19 protein-coding genes and 1 riboswitch are annotated in these 20683 nt (G+C 38.1%); of the genes, 6 read left to right on the top strand and 13 right to left on the bottom strand.

The window, feature by feature from the left end:
* Positions 1-81 precede the first annotated feature (81 nt).
* Complete coding sequence (locus I589_RS07180; RefSeq protein WP_010768780.1) at positions 82-546, bottom strand: MerR family transcriptional regulator; 465 nt, start codon at positions 544-546, stop codon at positions 82-84.
* 172 nt (positions 547-718) lie between these two features.
* Between I589_RS07180 and I589_RS07175 the strand changes: the two genes are divergently transcribed.
* The 3 genes from I589_RS07175 to proC all read left to right on the top strand — a co-directional run bounded on the left by I589_RS07175 (position 719) and on the right by proC (position 3809).
* Positions 719-2173, top strand: a complete 1455-nt coding sequence (locus I589_RS07175) for an MDR family MFS transporter (RefSeq protein ID WP_071875917.1) — start codon at positions 719-721, stop codon at positions 2171-2173.
* A complete protein-coding gene (locus tag I589_RS07170) occupies positions 2170-2874 on the top strand; it encodes a DUF4811 domain-containing protein (protein ID WP_010768782.1) in 705 nt (234 codons plus the stop codon). The genes I589_RS07175 and I589_RS07170 overlap by 4 nt, the downstream gene beginning before the upstream one ends.
* A 152-nt stretch (positions 2875-3026) precedes the next feature.
* The gene (gene proC / locus I589_RS07165) at positions 3027-3809 is read left to right on the top strand and encodes a pyrroline-5-carboxylate reductase (RefSeq protein ID WP_010768783.1); all 783 of its coding nucleotides are present in this window, start codon (positions 3027-3029) and stop codon (positions 3807-3809) included.
* Positions 3810-3921: 112 nt separating this feature from the next.
* Here proC and I589_RS07160 read toward each other — a convergent pair whose 3' ends face one another.
* From I589_RS07160 to I589_RS07150, 3 genes are read right to left on the bottom strand one after another with little or no spacing between them, the layout of a single operon-like run.
* Positions 3922-4602 (bottom strand): amino acid ABC transporter permease, encoded by a 681-nt coding sequence (locus tag I589_RS07160; protein ID WP_010768784.1) that lies wholly within the window; start codon positions 4600-4602, stop codon positions 3922-3924.
* Positions 4603-5451: a transporter substrate-binding domain-containing protein gene (locus I589_RS07155; RefSeq protein WP_010768785.1), complete on the bottom strand. Its 849-nt coding sequence runs from the start codon at positions 5449-5451 to the stop codon at positions 4603-4605.
* 9 nt (positions 5452-5460) lie between these two features.
* Positions 5461-6921 carry an amidase gene (locus tag I589_RS07150; RefSeq protein ID WP_034685006.1) on the bottom strand — a complete coding sequence of 487 codons (1461 nt, stop codon included), beginning with the start codon at positions 6919-6921 and terminating at the stop codon, positions 5461-5463.
* Between the two features lie 175 nt (positions 6922-7096).
* Between I589_RS07150 and I589_RS07145 the strand changes: the two genes are divergently transcribed.
* Entirely contained in the window at positions 7097-8623 is a 1527-nt protein-coding gene (locus I589_RS07145) for an AMP-binding protein (RefSeq protein WP_010768787.1), read from the top strand.
* 289 nt (positions 8624-8912) lie between these two features.
* On the opposite strand, the gene I589_RS07140 is transcribed toward I589_RS07145, so the two are convergent.
* From I589_RS07140 to I589_RS07130, 3 genes are all read right to left on the bottom strand, one after another.
* Positions 8913-11108: an alpha-galactosidase gene (locus I589_RS07140; protein WP_034685004.1), complete on the bottom strand. Its 2196-nt coding sequence runs from the start codon at positions 11106-11108 to the stop codon at positions 8913-8915.
* Between the two features lie 9 nt (positions 11109-11117).
* Positions 11118-12119 carry an aldo/keto reductase gene (locus tag I589_RS07135; protein ID WP_010768789.1) on the bottom strand — a complete coding sequence of 334 codons (1002 nt, stop codon included), beginning with the start codon at positions 12117-12119 and terminating at the stop codon, positions 11118-11120.
* A 113-nt stretch (positions 12120-12232) separates the two neighbouring features.
* Entirely contained in the window at positions 12233-13267 is a 1035-nt protein-coding gene (locus I589_RS07130) for a LacI family DNA-binding transcriptional regulator (RefSeq protein WP_010768790.1), read from the bottom strand.
* Positions 13268-13403: 136 nt separating this feature from the next.
* Positions 13404-13501, top strand: a riboswitch (guanidine-I (ykkC/yxkD leader).
* 61 nt (positions 13502-13562) lie between these two features.
* On the opposite strand from I589_RS07130, the gene I589_RS07125 reads away from it, so the two are divergent.
* Both I589_RS07125 and I589_RS07120 read left to right on the top strand, forming a co-directional pair.
* Complete coding sequence (locus I589_RS07125) at positions 13563-13895, top strand: DMT family transporter (protein WP_010768791.1); 333 nt, start codon at positions 13563-13565, stop codon at positions 13893-13895.
* Entirely contained in the window at positions 13896-14210 is a 315-nt protein-coding gene (locus I589_RS07120) for a DMT family transporter (RefSeq protein ID WP_010768792.1), read from the top strand.
* Positions 14211-14234: 24 nt separating this feature from the next.
* Here I589_RS07120 and I589_RS07115 read toward each other — a convergent pair whose 3' ends face one another.
* The 6 genes from I589_RS07115 to dltA form a co-directional block, all read right to left on the bottom strand.
* Positions 14235-14990: a methyltransferase domain-containing protein gene (locus I589_RS07115; protein ID WP_010768793.1), complete on the bottom strand. Its 756-nt coding sequence runs from the start codon at positions 14988-14990 to the stop codon at positions 14235-14237.
* Positions 14991-15142: 152 nt separating this feature from the next.
* The gene (locus I589_RS07110) at positions 15143-16378 is read right to left on the bottom strand and encodes a serine hydrolase domain-containing protein (protein WP_010768794.1); all 1236 of its coding nucleotides are present in this window, start codon (positions 16376-16378) and stop codon (positions 15143-15145) included.
* A gap of 49 nt (positions 16379-16427) precedes the next feature.
* Entirely contained in the window at positions 16428-17702 is a 1275-nt protein-coding gene (gene dltD / locus I589_RS07105) for a D-alanyl-lipoteichoic acid biosynthesis protein DltD (protein WP_034685000.1), read from the bottom strand.
* 2 nt (positions 17703-17704) lie between these two features.
* Positions 17705-17944: a D-alanine--poly(phosphoribitol) ligase subunit DltC gene (gene dltC / locus I589_RS07100; protein ID WP_010768796.1), complete on the bottom strand. Its 240-nt coding sequence runs from the start codon at positions 17942-17944 to the stop codon at positions 17705-17707.
* A 22-nt stretch (positions 17945-17966) separates the two neighbouring features.
* Entirely contained in the window at positions 17967-19166 is a 1200-nt protein-coding gene (dltB, locus tag I589_RS07095; RefSeq protein ID WP_010768797.1) for a D-alanyl-lipoteichoic acid biosynthesis protein DltB, read from the bottom strand.
* A complete protein-coding gene (gene dltA, locus I589_RS07090) occupies positions 19163-20680 on the bottom strand; it encodes a D-alanine--poly(phosphoribitol) ligase subunit DltA (protein WP_010768798.1) in 1518 nt (505 codons plus the stop codon). The genes dltB and dltA overlap by 4 nt, the downstream gene beginning before the upstream one ends.
* Between the last annotated feature and the right edge of the window lie 3 nt (positions 20681-20683).

The raw sequence follows: 20683 nt of genomic DNA, 5'->3' as shown, positions 1-20683 counted from the left end.
CCCTCTTCAAAAGAAGAGTGATTCCTCATTTTTTTATTTCTCTGTAAAAAAGATTTCTCAAAACACGGGTTCAGTTGGTTCTTATTTTTTATAATGATCCATTATTGACTGACCTTTATTCAGTAGCACATAGTTAGAGTCTTCTGTCTCCTCGTTAAATATCATGTAAAGTCTCTGCGCACCTGTGTCATCAAAATCACCCATATCAACGGCTAAAAGATTATCTGCTAATTGGATTTTTTGTTTGAAGGTTTTCAGGAGAATACGTTTCGTTCGTTTGACTTCCAGCATTTGATCCTGCGCCTTTTTTGCAGAGGTGCTTAATGTATAGCCCTCATCTAAATAATGTTTAATTAATTGCACTTTAATAACCATAGGTAAACGATAGCGCCTTGCACTGTTTTCAGCCGAATGAGAGGTTATAAAGCCTTTTTCTTCCCAATATCTCAATTGCCTAGGTGATAAATCAACCATTTTACTTAACTCACTGATTCCTACTAAAAGATTGTCTTGTTGCAATAACGACCGAAACAATTGCTCCCACATGTGCACAAATCCTTCCTATGATTGTAATCTTTTCACCATTCATTGTAATATAATTACTATTTATGTCAAGTAAGTTGACAAATTTTACTTATTGGATTAAAGTAATAAATGATTTTTATGAAAATTTACAGAAAGAGGCGAACTTATTTTGTCAAAAGAACCCGTTTTAGATATGCATGGCAAACCCTATAATCGGACGCTCCTCGTCTTAGTATTATTAGTAGGTACCTTTTGTACTGTGCTAAACCAAACATTATTAACCACTGCCTTGCCTACCCTGATGAAAGAATTTGATGTATCTGCATCTAGTGTTCAGTGGTTGACAACCGGATTTTTACTTGTAAATGGAATTATGATTCCAATCAGTGCATGGCTAATTAATAAATTTAGCTCAAAAATGCTTTATATGACAGCCATGACGGTCTTTTTATTAGGAACCATTATCTGTTATACCGCACCTAGTTTTAGCTTCTTACTTGCTGGACGATTAGTTCAGGCTGCAGGAGTAGGTGTTTCTATGCCTTTACTGCAAACAATCATGTTATCTATTTTCCCTCCTGAAAAAAGAGGCTCTGCAATGGGAACTGCAGGTATTGTTATCGGATTAGCTCCTGCCTTAGGTCCTACGTTATCTGGTTGGATTATTGATTCTTATAGCTGGCGTCAGTTATTTGGAATGATTATTCCGATTGTTCTATTTGTTTTACTGCTTGCTGCCTTTTTAATGAAAAGCGTAATTCAGTTATCCAATCCGAGCATTGATATTTTTTCAGCTATTCTTTCAACAATCGGATTTGGTAGTTTACTTTATGGATTTTCAAATGTTGGAGACAAAGGCTGGGGAAGTCCTCTAGTTTTAGGTTTCTTACTTGTAGGTGCACTTGTGATTGCTTTATTTGCACGTCGCCAGCTCCATTTAGAACATCCTTTCTTGGAACTGCGGGTATTTAGCTCTCCTACCTTTACCATTGCTGCTATTTTAAGTGGTGTAACCAATATGGCTATGGTAGGTGCAGAGATGGTTTTACCTTTATATATTCAAAATATACGAGGGGAATCTGCTTTTCATTCTGGTTTAATGCTCTTGCCTGGCGCAGTTATTATGGGAATGATGATGCCAATTACTGGTCGGATTTTTGATAAAATCGGGGCAAGACAGCTTGCCATCACAGGAATGTTTATTTTAACCGTTGCAACACTTCCATTTGCATTTTTAACAAGTACGACGCCTATTATTTATATCGTTGTTTTATATGCAATTCGGATGTTCGGGATTTCAATGGTTATGATGCCTGTTACTACTTCTGGGATGAATGCTTTACCAATGAATCTTATCAGTCACGGAACTGCCGTAAATAATACTTTCCGTCAAATAGCAAGCTCTATTGGAACAGCTGTACTGATTAGTGTGCTAACCAATGTAACCAAATCAAATTTACCAACGGATGCATTGAAAGCAACTTCTCCATTAGCTTATAAAGATCAAGCAATTGACGCGACGCTAAGTGGTTATCATGGTGCGTTCTTTGTTGCAGTGATCTTTGGTGTACTCGGCTTTTTGATTACTTTCTTCTTAAAGAAAAAAGAATCCGATATTCCAACCTTAGGAGGTGCAGCAAGTAAATGATTCTTATCTGTTTAGTAATTGGTGTACTTGGCTTTGCAGGATTAAATGTTTTTGGAAAGACACTGTTTCATAAACTGCTTATGTGCTTGTTTGCAGTGGTGTTTATTGTTTCAGGGATTTTTGTTGTTTTAAATGACCACAATGAGTTTGGGATGGAAAAAACAGTGGAGAAAAAACAAATTGATCTAGTTTCCAGTGGAGATAAAGAAATGCTTCCTATCCTACTCTATCAACCTTTAGGGGATGGAGCAGAGAAGGTTTATCTGTATCGAACCAGTGATTCAGAAGAACTCAAAAAAACTGGAACAGATCAGGTGACTAACCAAGTGGTACAATCGAAAGATGATGCCAGTCTTACTCAAGAAACTACTTATTGGGTCTATGAAAGTAATTTTTATCAGCTGCTTTTTGGAATAGCTGATAACGACCATAAATATGCCAATCAGTCGAATACATTTTCTCTACCTGATACATGGCAAGTCCTTAGTGCAGACGAAGCGAAAGCTCTTGGCGAGTACATGAATGCGAATAAAGAAGAACTCTCTAAAAAAGCTGCCGCGTACGTACAGGAAAAACTAGCTGCTTTATTGACAACCTCCCCTACTCTTTCAGAAAAAGAACAGCAAGAGGCCGTTCAAGCTTTCACTGCGGAATTTCAACAACAAGCCATAAAAGAATTCTTAGATACACTTCATAAATAACCAATTGAGTCATCTCTATCAAGTCGTTTGTTAGAGGTGACTTTTTTTAATAAAATGAATGAAACATCATTCGGACGTTCAAAAACCTTTCTTCTTTTCAAACACCGCCTTTTTCGTTATGATTAATCTATCATAAATAGAGGAGGAAAAAGATGAATATAGGAATTTTTGGTGCAGGTCAAATGGGTGGCGCAATGATTGAAGGTTGGCTTCACTCTGGAAAGCTGCAGCCTCAAGAGATTCTTGTAAAAGGAGGACGGGCATCCACTGCAAAGAATTTGCAAAAACAATTGAACTTTCAATTGACAGATAACCTAACAGAATTTGCCGATTGCGACTTACTCTTCATAGCTGTAGGGACACCTGTCGTAATACCCATCTTAAAATCGCTGAAAGAAGAAAATTTCAAAAAAAGGCAGCCAATTATCTCTGTTGCCGCAGGAATTTCTTTATCAGAAATGCAGGAAGTGATGGGAAAAGACTATCCTTTAGCCCATGCAATTCCAAACACGCCCGTTCAAATTGGAAAAGGATTGACTGCCGTTACGTATTCCAGTGTCCTCTCTGCCACACAAAAAGACACAATAAAAGAAGCCCTTCACTACTTGGGGGATACCATTGAAACAGTTGAAGAACGACTTGACATTATCAGTAGCGTCGCTGGCTGTGGGCCAGCATTTGTAGACATTTTTATGGAAGCTCTCTCTGATGGTGCAGTTTTACACGGCATGCCACGAGACCTTTCCTATGAAGTCATTGCAAAAATGTTGATTGGCTCAGCTAGTTTAGCTCTTGAATCAGGGAAACATCCAGGTGCATTAAAAGATGGTGTCACTTCTCCAGGAGGAACCACCATTCGCGGGGTTGCTGCGCTGGAAAAAAATGGATTTCGTCACGCAGTAATTAGTGGAATTGATGCGATTATTAGTGAATAAGAGAATATATCTAGAAATGCTCAGCCTTAAAAATAGATACTTTTCTTTACAGCCATAAAAAATCCAATAAAAAGAAGTGAGTAAGCTGAAAAAACAGCCTACCCACTTCTTTTTATAGTCTTGCCTCAGGTTTTACCTGATAACGATTAGCATAGTATTTTTCCAGCTGCGTTTGTCCCCAACCGATTGCTACACAAAGCAACCAGTAGATAATTGCAACAAGAATATACATTGTCATGTAATCAAAAGTTCTCCCACCTACTATTTTTGCCTTTTGAAAAATATCTGGAATAGTAATCATTGCGGCTAACGAGGTCCCTTTTAGTAAATCCATCGCCACATTTCCCAGCGCTGGAACAGAAATTCGGAAAGCTTGTGGAAGAATAATTTTCCTCATCACTTTGCTAAATGGAAGCCCCAAAGCATAAGCCGCGTCCCATTGCCCTGCATCAACTCCAGCAATCGAACCGCGATAGATTTCAGCAATAAAGGCACTACTGGTTAAGCTAAAACAGATACACGCAGCCGTTAATGCGCTCAACTGATAAGGTAAACCAAAATACAACAAAAATAATAAAACCAGCCCCGGTACCCCTCGAAGAAATGAGATATAAAAACGAACCACACCTTTGATGATTCTTGAAGGTAGCATTCCCAAGACAGTCAGCAAAATGCCGATGACATTTCCCATCACAAACGTAATTAAGCTAATGCCAATTGTATAAGGTAATCCAGTAAGAAGAAATGGAACAGAGTCAACCATCAACTGAAAGTCAATCTTTGGTATATACATTTACTCTACTGAAACACTTTCTTCAATCTTTTCTTTCGGTTCAACAGAAACGTCCGTTTGAAAATAGGTCTCAGAAATTTTAGCCATTGTGCCATCTTCTTGCATTTTATTTAAGACCTCATTAATCTTTTTACTTAATGCGACACTCTCTTTTTTCATTAAAAATCCTGTGTGGTTTGCATTAAAATAGACATCCTCTAATATCTTTACAGGAATATCCGGCAATGCACCTACAGACATCTTTTGTAGGTAATAGTCATTTAAAATAACATCCGTACGACCGTTGGCAACATCAGTTAGATATTGGTCATTCGTTGCATTATCATATGTGACAAGTTCTGCACCATACTTTTCTGCTATCTTCATGTAATTTGTATTTGGTTCTCCAGCAGCTTTCTTCCCTTTTAAATCTTCTAATGATGAAATTCCTGAATCATCACTTTTTCGAACAATCATACTGTCAAATGAATACTTGATAGGTGAAGAAAGCATGAATTTTTTCCCTCTATCTCCAGATAAGCCAAAATCATTCGCACCTAAATCTGATTCGCCTTTATCCACAGAAGTAATTTGCCCATCCACATTATATTCTTTAAATTCCACTTCAAGATCCAAACGCTTAGCAACTTCTTTAATTACATCTACATCGTATCCAGTCAATTCATTTTTATCATTATAATAAGAAGATGGAAATAGTGTACCAGAAGTTGCGACTGTTAATTTCTTTGCTTCTTCCACTTTTGTCCAGCTCTCATCTTTTGTTTCCTTTGCGTTGTCTGTTGTCCCTCCACAGGCCGCTAAAATAACTGTCAAAGCAACCACACTAAAACCCATTACTAACTTTTTCATGTGTTCCTCCTATAATTTATGATAAGTACTTGGTAATTTAAATTTCTTTTCTTGCTCAAACAACTTTCCTACTTGAAATAACAAGTCTTCTCTTCCTTTTGATGCCATAAATTGAATTCCGATTGGTAGCCCCTCTTTTGAAACATACGTTGGCAAACTAATCGCAGGCTGTCCTGTCAAATTTGCCAGCTGTGTATAAGGCGTAATCGCCAAGCTCTTTTCAAACATCTCATAAACTAATTCACTTAATTTATTGACAGAAAAACCTTCTGCATTTGCTAAATCCAGACGAATTTGATCACTCTGCAAATCCTCATCGATTTTTGGTGCAATTGCTGCTGCAGTAGGCGTTAAAAATAAATCATATTGTTCAAATAATTGCTCCATTTGATAGGCTGCTTCGTCCCAGATCTGTAAGGACTGAACATAGTAACTAGCAGGCAATTGACGACCATATTGATAAATTCCCCAAGTCATTGGTTCCATATCTTCTTTTGTTAGGGTTCGTTTCAAGCCTCTTTGAATTTCTTCAAACATTGCTGCGGTTTCCGCTCCATTCATCAAATAATAGCTGTCAATCAACTGGCGACCATTTACTGGATAGGGAATCTGAGTCACTTCGTGTCCTTTTTCTTCTAGAAGACTTACTGCTTCTTGAACTGCTTTAACCGAGGAGTGGGATACAGGTGTACCAACTGGTGATTCTGTCAAGAATGCAATTTTTAATTTCTTTTTATTTGCTGGTGCTTGGTGTTGCCATTCTTCTTGTGGCGCTTGGTAAGGTGCTGCTTTTGAAATCCCTCGTAAATGATAAAAGAGTGCTTGGGTATCTCTCATAGATACAGTTAGCGCAAAATCAATAGAGGCACCCTGCCATCCTCTCCATCCATTTGGGCCTACTGGCATACTTCCACGTGTTGGTTTTAATCCAATGAGTCCGCTAAAGGAGGCTGGAATACGTATAGAACCACCACCGTCACTAGCTCCTGCAATAGGAAACAGTCCACTTGCAACTGCTGCCGCTGCACCACCACTAGAACCCCCAGGTGAATAGTCTAGATTCCAAGGATTTCTAGCCGGTCCATAAATAACTGGATCAGAAACATTTTTGAAGCCAAACTCAGGTGCATTTGTTTTTCCTAATGGGATAAGTCCTGCACGTTCTATATGCTTTACAAAGTTATCCGTTAAGTTCGCATGATTCTCTTGAAACAGCCGAGAGCCCGATGTTGATTTCATTCCTTTTTTGTCTTGTCCCAACATTTTTAATGGGATAGGCAGACCAAAAAAAGGACCTGTCGCTGCTCCTTTAGATTCGTATTGTTTTTTTGCTTCCTCAGGATGCCACTCTACAAATGCATTAATCTCAGGATTTACTTGCTTAAACCATCTGTCTCTTTCGTCTATCCATTCCGGCACACTCATTTTCATTGTTTGAAACTGCGTCGCGTAGTACAATCCGTCTTTGATAATCATTGCCTCCTTTCATATAGGTGGTTATTATTATACAGGTTATCTTCATTTTTTATTGATTATTTTGCTTGTGCACTTTTTTTCATATAAAATTGAGATTATTCTTTTCTTTATGGTATTATATTGACGGGTTTGAAAATGATTGAACAAACGATGAAAAGGATGTGCGAAAATGCTTTCAGATTTGACTTATCAACCACTGAACTTGTACAGTAACTATCGCGACGCTGCTCTAGCAACACCAGATACTCCTATTATTTTAGATCAGTTACTCCCTGCATTTCCAACACTTGGCTACGAAACAACATATGAACTTAGTCACCAAGAAATTTTACAACGTGCGTATCAACTTGCACAAATGGGCGTAAAAGCTGGTGATAAAATTGTTCTTTACAAAAGTCCGAAATTTGACACCTATTTATTAGCAGTTGCAGCTTCTTATTTAGCAGCAGTTCCTGTTATGGTGTCCTATCACTTGCCCTATGAAACTATTGAAGTATTTGTTGATCGTCTCGAACAGCCTTACATTCTGTTCGATGAAGAAACAGAAGAAAAAATGGCTCTTGTTAGCAACCTATCTCCTGAGAAAAAGTTATCCGTGCGTGACCTTCTTTTACAGCCAGCTGTGCCAGTTGCCCAAGCCACTTTAGATTTGGACGAAATCGCGTATATGACACATACATCAGGGACAACAGGTATTCCAAAACTGATCTGCCACTCTGCCAACTCAATGGGCTGGCGTACAAAATGGCAAAAGACTATTTTCACAAAGATTGCTGAGTTAAAACTGGTTGCTTTTCATATCTCTCCTGTCCACTCACGTTTTAATATTGGTATTTCTTCTTTGATGGCTATGGGATTTCCTATGATGCCTCTTGCAAAAGCAACTCGTGCACATTTAGTTCGTATGCTAAAACAGTATCCACCGATTGCTTTGGAAACTCATCCAAACAATTTTGTTCAATGGACACAAGTAGCAAGAGATTATCCAGAAGCCTTTTCAAGTATTCGATACTACCATTCAACCTTTGATGCAATCAATAATCAGACAATGGCTACTTTCTTAACTGCGACAAAACAGCCTGAACCAATCTTTTTACAGGTATATGGCCAAAGTGAATGTGGTCCTATGATATTGAAGGCACACACGCTGGACTCCTTAAAAGACTCTAACGCACGTGATATGGGTGTGGGTCTTGAAGAGCTAACGAAAGCACGAATTGCTGATGCTGACGGGCAACCTCTCCCTGAAAATACAGATGGTCATATTCATTTTCTTTCAAAAGGACGCGCGTTGACCTACTATAAAGAAGATACACGCTTCACTGAAAATGTTTATGATGAATGGTGGGACAGCGGTGATTGGGGAATGATTGACGAGCACGGTCATCTGTTCCTTAAAGACCGTCAAGTAGACTTGATTGACACCATTAACAGCACACTTGCTATTGAAGATTATCTTCTTGATCAATTACCATTTTTAGAAGAAGTGGTGATTGTACGAGGAAAAGACAACTCTCCGCAGCCAATTATTGCCGTTTCTCCAACTCATGAAATGAACTGGGAAGCTTGGTGGGAGCAAGTGCATAATTTGCCACGCCTAAATGAGCCTATCATTCGTAAATTTGAGGAGATTCCTCATACCGCAACAATGAAGGTTCAGCGATTACAAATAGAAAAAGAATTAAAAGAAAGTTAAAAAACGGTCAGTGTGTCTGACAAACAGAGATTAGGACAGAAGTGTTCGACTTATTTTCGAAGCCTTCAACTCTTAATAAACGGCGGGAACAGAAGCAACTCCTTCGAAAATAATCCAAAATCCCCAAAGATTTGAGGAACAATCTTCGGGAATTCCTTCTTATTTCTCGGAGCTGAACGCGTCTGTCCCCACCTCTCTGTTCAGTCACATATTGATCGTTTTTTATATCTTTTTTCCTAAAATCCCCGCAACTCCCTCTCACTTGGAATCATATGACGTTCATAATTTTTTATTGTTCTTCAATTTCTTTTAGATGGAACATCTGTGTGGCGTAATCCCCACTTAATGATGGATCAATGTAAAAGCCGATATTCATTAGCTCATCGCCTCCAAACATCGCATCAGCATTCATCGAATAGATTTTCATTTCATCAAGCCCTTGTAATTTCAAGCATTCAAGCGGACGGGAAGCCTCCACAAGTACTCGATAATAAAAGACCAGTGCTTCTTTTTTATCTTTAGAAATAAACATCCATGCGGTTTCATTGCCTTCAAATGGACTCAACAGGCGTGTGAATGTTCCATACTGAATTAGACTGCGATGTTTTTTATAGAAGGCAACCTGTTGTTTCATCTGCAGTTTCTCTTTTTCTGACAACGTACTTAAGTCCAGCTCGTAGCCAAATACGCCAGACATCGCTACATTCCCTCGAATTTCCAAGCTGGTATTTCTAGAAGTCTGATGATTAGGTATTGCTGAAACATGTGAGCCCATAGAAGAAACGGGATAGACAAGACTCGTACCGTATTGAATTTTTAGTCTTGCGATTGCATCTGTATTATCACTTGTCCAAGTTTGCGGCATGTAATAAAGCATTCCCGCATCAAAACGACCGCCTCCACCTGAACAACTTTCAAACAAAATAGCTGGATATTCAGCAGTAAGCTTTTCCATAAATTCGTACAACCCTAGCATATAGCGATGTGCCGTACTTCCTTGTTCTTCTGCAGTCAGTTTTTCAGAATAAACCTCTGTCATATTCCGATTCATATCCCATTTCACATAATCAACAGGAACCTCATCAAAAAAGGCCTTCATTTGCTGATAAATATGTGCCCGAACTTCTTCCCTAGAAAAATCTAACACATACTGACTTCGTCCAAGTGATTTTCCTCGACCTGGAATCTGCAACGCCCAATCTGGATGCGCTCGATAAAGCTCACTATCCTCAGAAATCATCTCTGGTTCAAACCAAATACCAAACTGTAACCCTCTTGCATGGACTTCTTTTGACAGATTTTTCAAGCCCATTTTTACTTTTCCAGTATTCTCATACCAATCTCCCAATGAAGTGTTATCTGATTCTCGTTTGCCAAACCAGCCATCATCAAGTACAAACAGCTCGATTCCTATTTCTTTTGCTTCATCAACTATAGCCAACAGTTTTTCTTCATTAAAATCAAAGTATGTGGCTTCCCAGTTATTAATTAATACTGGACGTTCTTTTTTCTGAAAGCTCCCACGAACTAATTGTTGATTGAACAACTCATGATAAGAATGAGAAAGCTCATTTAATCCTTTATCAGAGAAGCTCATCACTACTTCCGGTGTTTGAAACTGTTCCGTTGGATTTAGCACCCATCGAAAATCAAAAGAGTTGATACCCATAGTCAAGCGAAGCTGGTCATAAGGATCTTTTTCAATCATTGTTTCGTGACTGCCGCTGTATACCAGACAAAATCCATAAACCTCTCCTGTCTCTTCTGTTGTATGAGGCTTAGCCAAGGCAACAAATGGATTTTGCTGATGACTGCTAGAGCCTCTCTTACTATCTAGCACCTTTATCCCCGTTTGGAGAGGCTCTCGGGTAATCATTCGCTCTTTCGCCCAAGTTCCATTCAAGTGGATCAGCTCAAAGGCCTCCGCAGGAAAATCGACTGCCATACTGGCAAGTTTTTCAATGATCACCTTTTCTTTCCCGTGATTAATCAAACGAGCATTTCGAGCAATCACTGGATAATTGGCAAAAATAGTGTAGGATAGCTCAATTTCTAAGCCCCTAAACCTATCCTCTACTACTACAATCAACGTTTGTGCTTCCTCAACTGCTTGTGTATAGGTTGCTGGGAGCCCTTCTAATCGAGGCTTTCCAGCAACGATTTTATGAGTTTTCACTTGGAAATTGGTTACGATGGTTCCATCACTTTGACGGAGTTGGTGTGCAGGTAACCGAAAATCCCCTGCACCAAATCCAGAATACTCTTGAAGTACGGTATCCAAGGAAAACGAGCGATCACTTGCATTGGGTAAATTAGGAGAAAACGAGCGATCAAGTCGCGGATAGCGAAAATTTCCATGGTAACGAGTGATTTTTTTTCCAAAATAAAGATGTGCGAGTGTATTTCCTTCTTCAATTCCTAAAATATAGCTGATTGTCTCATTACTTAAATGAAATGTTTGCGTTTTTTTATCAAATTGAATCATCGTCATGGGCTACTCCTTTCTCGTCTGCTTCAATAGGTTGTCTATTGCTGCTAACTCGTCAGAAGAAAATAGCGTATTCTTCAACGCTGCAACATTATCTTGCAGTTGAGTAAGTCGACTAGCCCCCACCAGTACACTGGCAATTTGTTTTTGACGTAAATTCCAAGATAAGGCCATTTCAGCGAGTGTTTGGTTTCTTTCACCAGCAATTGCATTCAGCTTACGAACAATAGCGATTGTTTTCTCAACGTTGTCCTCAGATAGAAATGGACTGTCCGAACGATGCGCTCGTGAATCCTCTGGTACACCATTAAGATAACGATTTGTTAATAGACCTTGAGCAAGCGGACTAAAGACTATCGCACCTAGCTGTTCTTCTTCTAAAACATCTAATAGTCCGTCTTCAATCCAGCGATCAAACATATTATAGTTTGGCTGATGAATAATGAAAGGTGTGCCCAATTGTTTAAATAGCTGGGCAATCTCTTTTGTCCGTGTTGCATCATAATTTGAGATACCAATATATAACGCTTTTCCTTGTCGAACAAGTAAATCTAATGCCTGAGCTGTTTCTTCTAATGGTGTTTCAAAGTCTGGACGATGATGATAAAAGATATCTACGTAGTCTAAGTTCATCCGTCTTAAACTTTGATCACAGCTAGCTACAATATTTTTCTTTGAGCCCCACTCACCATACGGTCCAGGCCACATATAATAGCCTGCCTTTGAAGAAATAATCAGCTCATCTCGGTATCCTTTTAAGTCTTCATGAAGAATTCTTCCAAAATTAATTTCCGCTGACCCTGCTGGAGGACCATAGTTATTTGCTAAATCAAAATGAGTGATTCCCATGTCAAATGCACCGTGAATAATTTCTCTTTGATTTTGTAAGGAGTCTACATCCCCAAAATTGTGCCATAAACCAAGTGAAATTGCAGGCAGCTTCAACCCTGAATTTCCCACGCGGTTGTATAGCATTTCTTCATACCGGTTCTCTTTTGCTAAAAACAAGATTTCCTCTCTCCTTTTGTTTCCTTTCTATTTATTTACTTATGAAAAATAGTAAACGAACAAAAATGAAACCGTTTTTTTAATTTGTTTACTTACTTTAGTGTTTACCTGTTTCACTTGTCAAGAGGTATTTCGCTTTCTCTTAAAATTATTTTGGATGGAATCACTACATGTATCGGTACATCACGCTCATTGTTTATTCGCTCTTTTGCTAGACGTACAGCCATTTTCCCCAGCTGCTCTGTTTCAATATTTGCTGTCGTTAATGGCGGAGTTAAAAATTCAGTCACTTCAATGTTATCGAAACTTGCAAGTGAAAAATCATAGGGAATTGACTTTCCGGCTTTTTGAAGGGCACGATAGACTCCGATAGCAATCGGATCACTTGCTACGATAATTGCTGTTGGTTTCTCTTTTTGTGTCTCACATCTTCTCAATAAGCGCTCCCCCATTTCCAGCCCATCCTTTGCTCCCCAACCGCTTAAAAATACTTCCTCATTAGAAAATACGCCTTTTAACGTCATCCATTTTTTATACGCCTGATAGCGAACATCTTCACTCAATAAAAGATCCTTTCCTTCACTTGTTTTCACGGTACGTTTTCCACCAATAAATGCAATTTTTCTGTGTCCTAACTGCCAGAGTCGTTCAAGATGACTTCTGGTAATCATTTCAAAATCTGTATAAACAGCATCAAAGGTTTCAGCTGCAGAAGCATCATCTACTAACACAACTCGCGGATTTTTCTCATAGATTTCCTGTATGAAGGTATCTTGCAGATTCCCCAGTATAATAACTGCACCTAACCCCTCAATTCCTTTAAGTGAAACACCTTCAGACACCCGATAAATACGATTAGCAGCTAATCGAAGTTTTTTTGCCTCGGCTTCAATTCCTAAACGTATTGCTCGAAAATAAGGATCTTCAATCTCTCCTCTTTCAGAAGCTGCAGTGATTAAACCAATTGACGCATTTACTTTTTTTGTCGCTCCTCTTTCAGGCTTTTGATAATTTAATTTCTTCACTACATCATAAATTCTCGCACGTGTTTCAGCCGTAGCCGATAAGGTGGGATCTTCATTTAACACCCGGGAAACAGTTGCAGGTGACACTCCTGCTTTTCTAGCGACATCTCTAATTCCTACCATCATTTTTCTCCTTTTTTAGTAAACGTTTTCGTATTTGTATACTAAACACATTAACCGAAGTTTTTTTCTTTTGCAAATTTATTTTTCTTAAACACTTGAACTTAAAAAATAAATGTGTATAATTCTAATGAATGACGCAAAAGTTTTCTAGGGTTCCGTAGCTGCTTGCTAGACTGGTCCAAGGGAAAACGCACATGGATCTGTGTAACACGGAGGGACAAAAGCCCGGGAGATATTGTGACTCACAATATTTCTCAGGGCTTTTTTTGCGTACAAATATAAGGAGGATTTACATATGAATAAAACATGGGTTTCAGTAATGATTGCCGCACTATTTGAGGTAAGCTGGGTGATAGGTATCAAGCACGCGACTACTTGGTATGAATGGGCAGGAACAGTGATTGCTATCATTGTCAGCTTTTCTCTTATGATCATGGCAGGACGAACATTACCTGTGGGAACTGTCTATGCCGTTTTTGTTGGACTCGGAACATTGGGCACCGTATTGAGTGGTATTCTCTTTTTTGGTGAACCATTTAGCTGGGGAAAAATTTTTCTTACGGCTACTCTACTTGTCGGGGTCATTGGTTTGAAGATGGTTACCCCTGAAGAAACGGAGGAAAATTAAATGAACTGGATTGCACTAATTTTTGCAGGATTATTTGAGATGTTTGGTGTACTAATGATTAACAAATGGCATAAAGAAAAAACAGGAAAAGCTTTACTTCTTTTGATTGTCGGATTTGCAGTTAGCTTCTTTCTTCTTTCTTACGCAATGGAAACTTTGCCGATGGGAACAGCTTATGCCATATGGACAGGAATTGGGACAGCTGGCGGAACCATTTTAGGTATGCTGTATTATGGCGAATCACGAAGTTGGCAACGCCTTGTATTTATTGCGCTCATCCTTGTTTCTGCTATCGGTTTGAAATTGATTTCTTAAAAAAAACACGGATTTCTCACTTTTTTACAATTGAGAAACCGTGTCTTTCTTCTTCCAGTAAAGTAAAGTGAAGCAAATCGTTGTTTTACTGGTAACTGTTGAATTATCTGAAAACAACTCAGACAGAAGCGTTCGAAACTGAGTTTCTTCAATAAATTCTTCATAGTACGTTTCGAGAAAAGCACGTGAAAATGCTTCCTCATATTGATAGTAAAATGATTTTGTTTCTGTTACAAATTTCAGCTCAGCAAGCCATTCTTGGTAGGTGAACAGCCAGCTTAACTCTTCTTGCTGGTGGTCAATCCCTAGTCGAGCATCAATCACTGAAAATAGCGAATCCGTTTCTTCTGTCATCCGAAAAATAAAGACTCCTTTTTCTGAGATTCGATTCAATTCTAGTAAATTTGCAACCGATTGAATCGCTGGATTCATTGCAGAAAACACATATTCATAGGCATTATCATTCGTTTCGTTAAAAAAATCACTCATTTCTTTATGAAGAAACTGACAATTTTTCCTTTGATGACTTTCTGCCAACTGTTCTGCTTTTTCAAGCATTTTTTCTGATATGTCTACTAGCGTATAGTTTTTTACATTGGAAGAAAAATCTAGAAGATAACGGCCAGAACCGCCAGCCAAATCTAGTAGTGCGTTTGCTGGAAAAACATTCCTCTTTTCAAAATAATTTGTTACATCCGAAGATAAAGTCAGCTCCGATTCCTCTTGAATTTCATTATATTCTTCTGCAAATTCATCCCAAAAATCTTCTATCTCTTTCATAAGCCACCTCTTTTTTACGAATTTTCCTATTATGTAGTATAACTTACTTTTTCTAACGAGTGAATAAGCTCTTTCTCCATTTTATACAAAAAGACAAAGAGAGGTAAGGACAGTTTCGCACTAGTCTCTATACAGTTCTCTTTGTCAGATTATTAAAACTTTATCTCAGTATTTGTAAGTGTTTTGTATAATTGACTCATTAAATCAGCATCAGATTTGCGGGCTCGATTGGAGAGCAGAATAATACTGGTTTTTTTGTCTTTAGATAGGAGTGCAAAGGATTCAAAACCGCCCTTCGCTCCGTGGGCACGATAATACGTTCCTCTATCGTAAAACCCTGCAGCATAACTAGAACCCTCTGCGGTTGTCCACATCTTCTTTAACGAGGCACCATCAATCAGCTTATTATTCAATAATAAATGATAGTATTGGTACAAGTCCCCAACAGACATGTAAATATTTCCTGTTCCTATCTCGGATGCTAAGTTATCTGCTGAAATGATGTTCGGTGTCTCATAGGCATCTTCTTTTCCATCTGTTTTATAATTTCTTGTTGGTGTTGGAAGCTGGAAAAAATCCGTATAAGATAAGGTCTGCTTGAGTCCCGTTTTTTGATTATAAAACGTTGAAAATAACTCATCATATGTTTTTCCTGTAACTTGTATTAAAATCCCAGCTAATAAATTATAATTGACGGGACTATATTGAAATTGCCCCTTAGCTCCAGTTACTTGTGTATGAACAACGTCCCAATCAATAATCTGGCGTACGTCAACAAGACCACTAGGTTGAGCGGATAAATTTAACCCGGAAGCCATTTGCAGCATTTCTTGAATGGTGACATCCTCAGCTCCTTGGATTTGCGGATAAAACTTCGCTAACCTATCCGTTAAAGACAGCTTGCCTTCCTTCACTGCACGCATAATCAGAACTGCAGTCATTCCTTTTTGAATAGACCCAATATTATATACAGTGTCTGGCGTATTCAGTACATTGATTTCTTTGTCTGTGTAGCCGTATCCCTTATGCAAAAGAATCTGCCCATCTTGTACAATCAGTGCACTTCCAATAAACCCGCTTGACGTAATCTTTTCATCTAGCGTTTGTCCTGATAGTGCAACGACCTCCTGATTTTGAATCAAATTTTCATAGTTCGCTGCATCAAGAGTATCACTCTCTTTTGATGTGCTCGTTTCAACCGTTGAAGAAGCCTCTGTCTCCCGCTGACTAGTTGATTCAGCGGATTCAACAGAGCTAGATGAGGCTGTTGATTGTACATCTGGCATAAATAGATAATAAAGAGCAACCAAACCAATGAGAATAATTCCTACATCCACCACGAGAAATATCTTCTGTAGAGGAGTGCTCTTTTTTGCATGTCGTTTCATCTAGTAAATCCTCCGACTCCATCATTCATTTACTCAACAAATTTCATACCTATTCATTTTTTTCTATATTCACAGGAGCTTCTTTTTGCCAGTCCTCTGATAAAAATCGTTCATCCATCTTATACGTCGGTTTCACTTTTGTTTTTGTTTCCATAAACGGTTTAATATATTCGTCGGCTGCTAGCCAGCCTCTCCACCCCATATGAATAGTGTCCTCCATAAAATAATCTACATTTCCTTGTGTGGTTAAATCAGCGATATTGGTAAATCCCTGACTGGTAAGCTGATAGCGAATTTTTTTGTCAAATCCTGTCAATACTTCTTTAGGTAGCCCAGTATAATCCATCCACTTCTGATTGATTGGCGGTATGATAAACAACACTTCTACCTGATTCTTGGCAAATTCATCTAATACTAATTGAAAATCACTATATTCTGGCCCATAACGGTAGTCCCAATCTTTTTGAGAATTTTTCATTTTTTCTATTCGACTTTGTAAATGACTCGCATAAAAAGTATTTTTAATTCCTAAAGAATTGTTTGTCGTATCTGCTCGCCCTTCTTTATTAGCAATTGAAATCAATTGATTAAAGTCATACTTTGCGGGAAGTCCTTGTGCAAAATGATCAATTTTATCCGCTAAATTTTTTCCTAAGCCAATTCCGCTAAACAGTTCGTCCTCGCGATCAAATAGATTCAATTGTAAATCTATCTGTGCTTTTTGTGTCTCTGTTGGTAGCTTGCCTTCTTGAATTTGTTTTAGCATATCTACAGTCAACTGATTATTTTTTACTTTAGGAAATTCAAGTAGTCGACGAGCATAATACTTGTCTGCTTCAGAAATATTATTCACAGTTGTCAGCCATTTATAGACATGTTGTTCAGAATAATAATTATTGAAATACTGCTCATTTACTCCCTTTGGTGTAAACCATTGTGGAGAAATAATAAAGACTGCTTTTTTTCCAGCCAACTCTTTTGCCATTGATTTAATCATGCCATATTGTGTTAAAGACTGTGTTCCAGGAGCTCCCAGTAAAAATGGGGTATAGTCACGATTGTATTTTTGCGCTAACACTGATGGATGTGTGGCACTTACTCGATTTAGTTCAGAAGAACCAAAAAAAGGCACATATTTTCCTGTTTCAATCGCTTCATTTTTTATCATATCTCCACGAAATACACTATCATTCATCGCTGTGGCTGCTTGAGCTAATATTTTTGGATCGCTTGTATCTATCTTCCAAGGACTCAGAAAAAGAACCCCTAAAAGGACCGCAGCACAGATTAACGGTCCAAAAATAGAGAATAATCGTTTTTTCATCATTAGGCTTGTAGTGAATCTACTTTACTAATGATTTTTGCTGGTGTATTCCATTCAGTGCGGTCAAACTCTGATACAGGAACTTGTACACCCAGCTGTCCTTCTAATTCAACTAATAATTGAACTGTTGCAAGTGAATCCATCAATCCTTCATCAAATAGATCAACCTCTAAGTTTTCTTTTACTTCATCGCTACCTGTAATATATTCTAAAATATCCAATACGGTTTCTTTTGTTGTCATAATTCATACACTCCTTTTCATTTTAAAAAAATAATTTGTCTAAAATACCTGAGAAAATTAGGAAGCTGAGACAAACAGCTTGGAAAGTTAAAAATATTGAAAATGCTTTGGTCGCTTTATTGGAAGGTAGATTTTTTCCATGTTTTTTCTTCCAGCGAATCCACGCATCATTTACGCAAATTAGCGTTGCATGATACAGTCCATATAAAATGTAATACCACGTAAGTCCATGCCAAACGCCCATAATTAGGAACAAGGCAAAATAGCCTACATTTGATGCTACAATACGACTTTTAAATACTTTTTTCTTAATTAAAGTAAACATTAAACGCATATAAATGTAATCTCTAAACCAAAATGATAAGCTCATGTGCCATCGATTCCAGAACTCTTTAATATTCGGTGATAAAAATGGTTTATTAAAGTTAACCGGTGTGTCGTATCCCATAAGATTACTTACCCCTACGGCAAACAGACTATACCCTGCAAAATCAAAGAACAAATATAAACTATATACGTACATGTAGCCTAAAAATCCCCATGATATAAGACCGTGATGCAGAAAATCTTTTGTGACAATTGGAAGGAGTACCTGACCAAAATAATAGCCAAGTATAAATTTATAAAGGAAGCCCAAAAAGATGTTCCAAACTCCTTTTCCCAAAAAATCAAGATATTTTTCCTGCGATGGAGCAGTTAATAAGTCCTTTTCAAATCGTCGATATCTATCAATAGGTCCTGATGAAATCGTTGGAAAAAATAGTAAAAACTGAATATATCGAAATGGATGATATTCTTTAATCATTCCATCTCTCATTTCCATAATCATCTGAACTGATTTAAAGGTTAGATACGAAATACCTAGAAAATTAAATAAAGAGGATTGCCCATCAAAAAATGGAGTCACTTTCACTAAAAATAGCGGAAGAATCGCTGCAGCTACCGCGCCATAAAAGACACCCGATCCATTTTTCTTTTTACGGTACGTATGATAGCCGTAGACTAGTATGGTCTGAAAAATGACATAGCCAATTAGAGCCACTCCCTGCTGCCAATAGTGTCCACCAAAGCTGATATACAAAAAGACAATCGTTAGTGCGGTTTGATACCACCCCCATCGCTTTCCTTTTATCAGCAACGTGAGAATCATCGGTAATAAAGCGATGATCAACCAGATAAAATACACCGGATTCGCATACGGAATCACGTGTTCAATACTCATGAAGGATTCACCTCATTTATTAGCCCTTTTCGATCAATCTTTCCATTGGGTGTCTGTGGAAGTTGATCCACATAGACAAAGCGTTGAGGAATCATATAATCCATCACCAGTTTATTTAGGGATTCTTTAATCGCTTTTGTTAGTTGAAACTCTTTTTCAAAAGAATTTTCTTCTGGAACTACATACGCAATCAATTGCTCCACTTTGTTTTCTTGATACCTTGGTACGACTACTGCTTGTTTAACCAGTGGTACCTTACTCAAATGATGATCAATATCTTCTAATTCAATTCGATACCCATGAAATTTCACTTGAAAATCAATTCGTCCTTCATAAAGTAGGAGTCCTTCTTCCGTGATGCTTCCACTATCTCCTGTTCGATAAGCAGAAACCCCATTATGAGTAAAAAAGGCTGCTTTTGTTTTTTCAGGATTATTTAAATACCCTTTAGACACGCTAGGTCCACTAATAACAATTTCTCCCACTTGGCCATCTTCTAAAATCGTCTCAGCATCCATAAAGAACACGGTCGTATCTTCTTTTACATAACCAATTGGTACCCGATCATATTTTTCCAGCAGCTCTTTTGTTACTTGGATACTTGAGATAGCAACAGTAGCTTCTGTCGGACCATACGTATTATATATTTCAGCATTTGGGAATCGTTTTAAAAGTTCAGCGACTGTTTTTTTAGGTAATTCTTCGCCACAAAATAAAAATCGCTCTAAGCTTGGCACATGTTCTCCATCAAATGTTGGCTCCATCAAGCAAATTTTCATAAAAGAAGGAGTGGAAATCCAAACATTTAAATCAAGCTGCGGCAAAGTCGTAAACAGTGCTTTGAAATCATTAATCACCGCTTTTTCCAATGGAACTAAACAGCCACCTGAAGTAAGCGCTGGATAGATGCCCATCACTGATAAATCAAATGAATAAGGAGCTTGTGAGAGAAAATGCATTCCTTCTCTCAAATGGAAATCGTTTAATTCCCAGTTGACAAAACTCACTAAATTCTTATGGCTAATTTGAACACCTTTTGGAACACCAGTTGTTCCTGATGTGAAAATAATGTAGTATGTTTCATCCTGTTTCACAATCTGCTGTTCATATAGTTCTGCCTGTTCATTGTACAGTTTAATTAGAGTGGATCGATCAATCATAGAAACCTCTGTATCAGGTCCCATCCAGTCCGCTACACTTATAATCAACTCTGGATTGGCCACGGAAAGAATCAGCTCAACACGTTCCTCTGGTGTGGTACTTTCGATTGGAATATAAGGTCTGCCCGTCTTTGAAGCGGCTAGAAAAGCAACCAGCATATCAAATTCCAGTTCACCGTAAACCACAACGGGTGCTTTGCTTTTTAGCGTTCTTTCCAAATAGGCTGCTAGTTTGTTTGACCAATCAATTAACTGACCATAGGTGTAGCTAACTTGTTCCCCACGATAGGCAATTCTCTCAGGTTCTGTTTGACCCCAATGCTCAATCCCTTGAACAATATTCGTTACGTTCATGGA

This window comes from Enterococcus phoeniculicola ATCC BAA-412 (assembly GCF_000407505.1).
In the GTDB taxonomy this organism is placed as follows: Bacteria; Bacillota; Bacilli; order Lactobacillales; family Enterococcaceae; genus Enterococcus_K; species Enterococcus_K phoeniculicola.
Note: the sequence above shows the minus strand (reverse complement) of the source record. Positions and strands in the feature narration are given on the sequence as shown.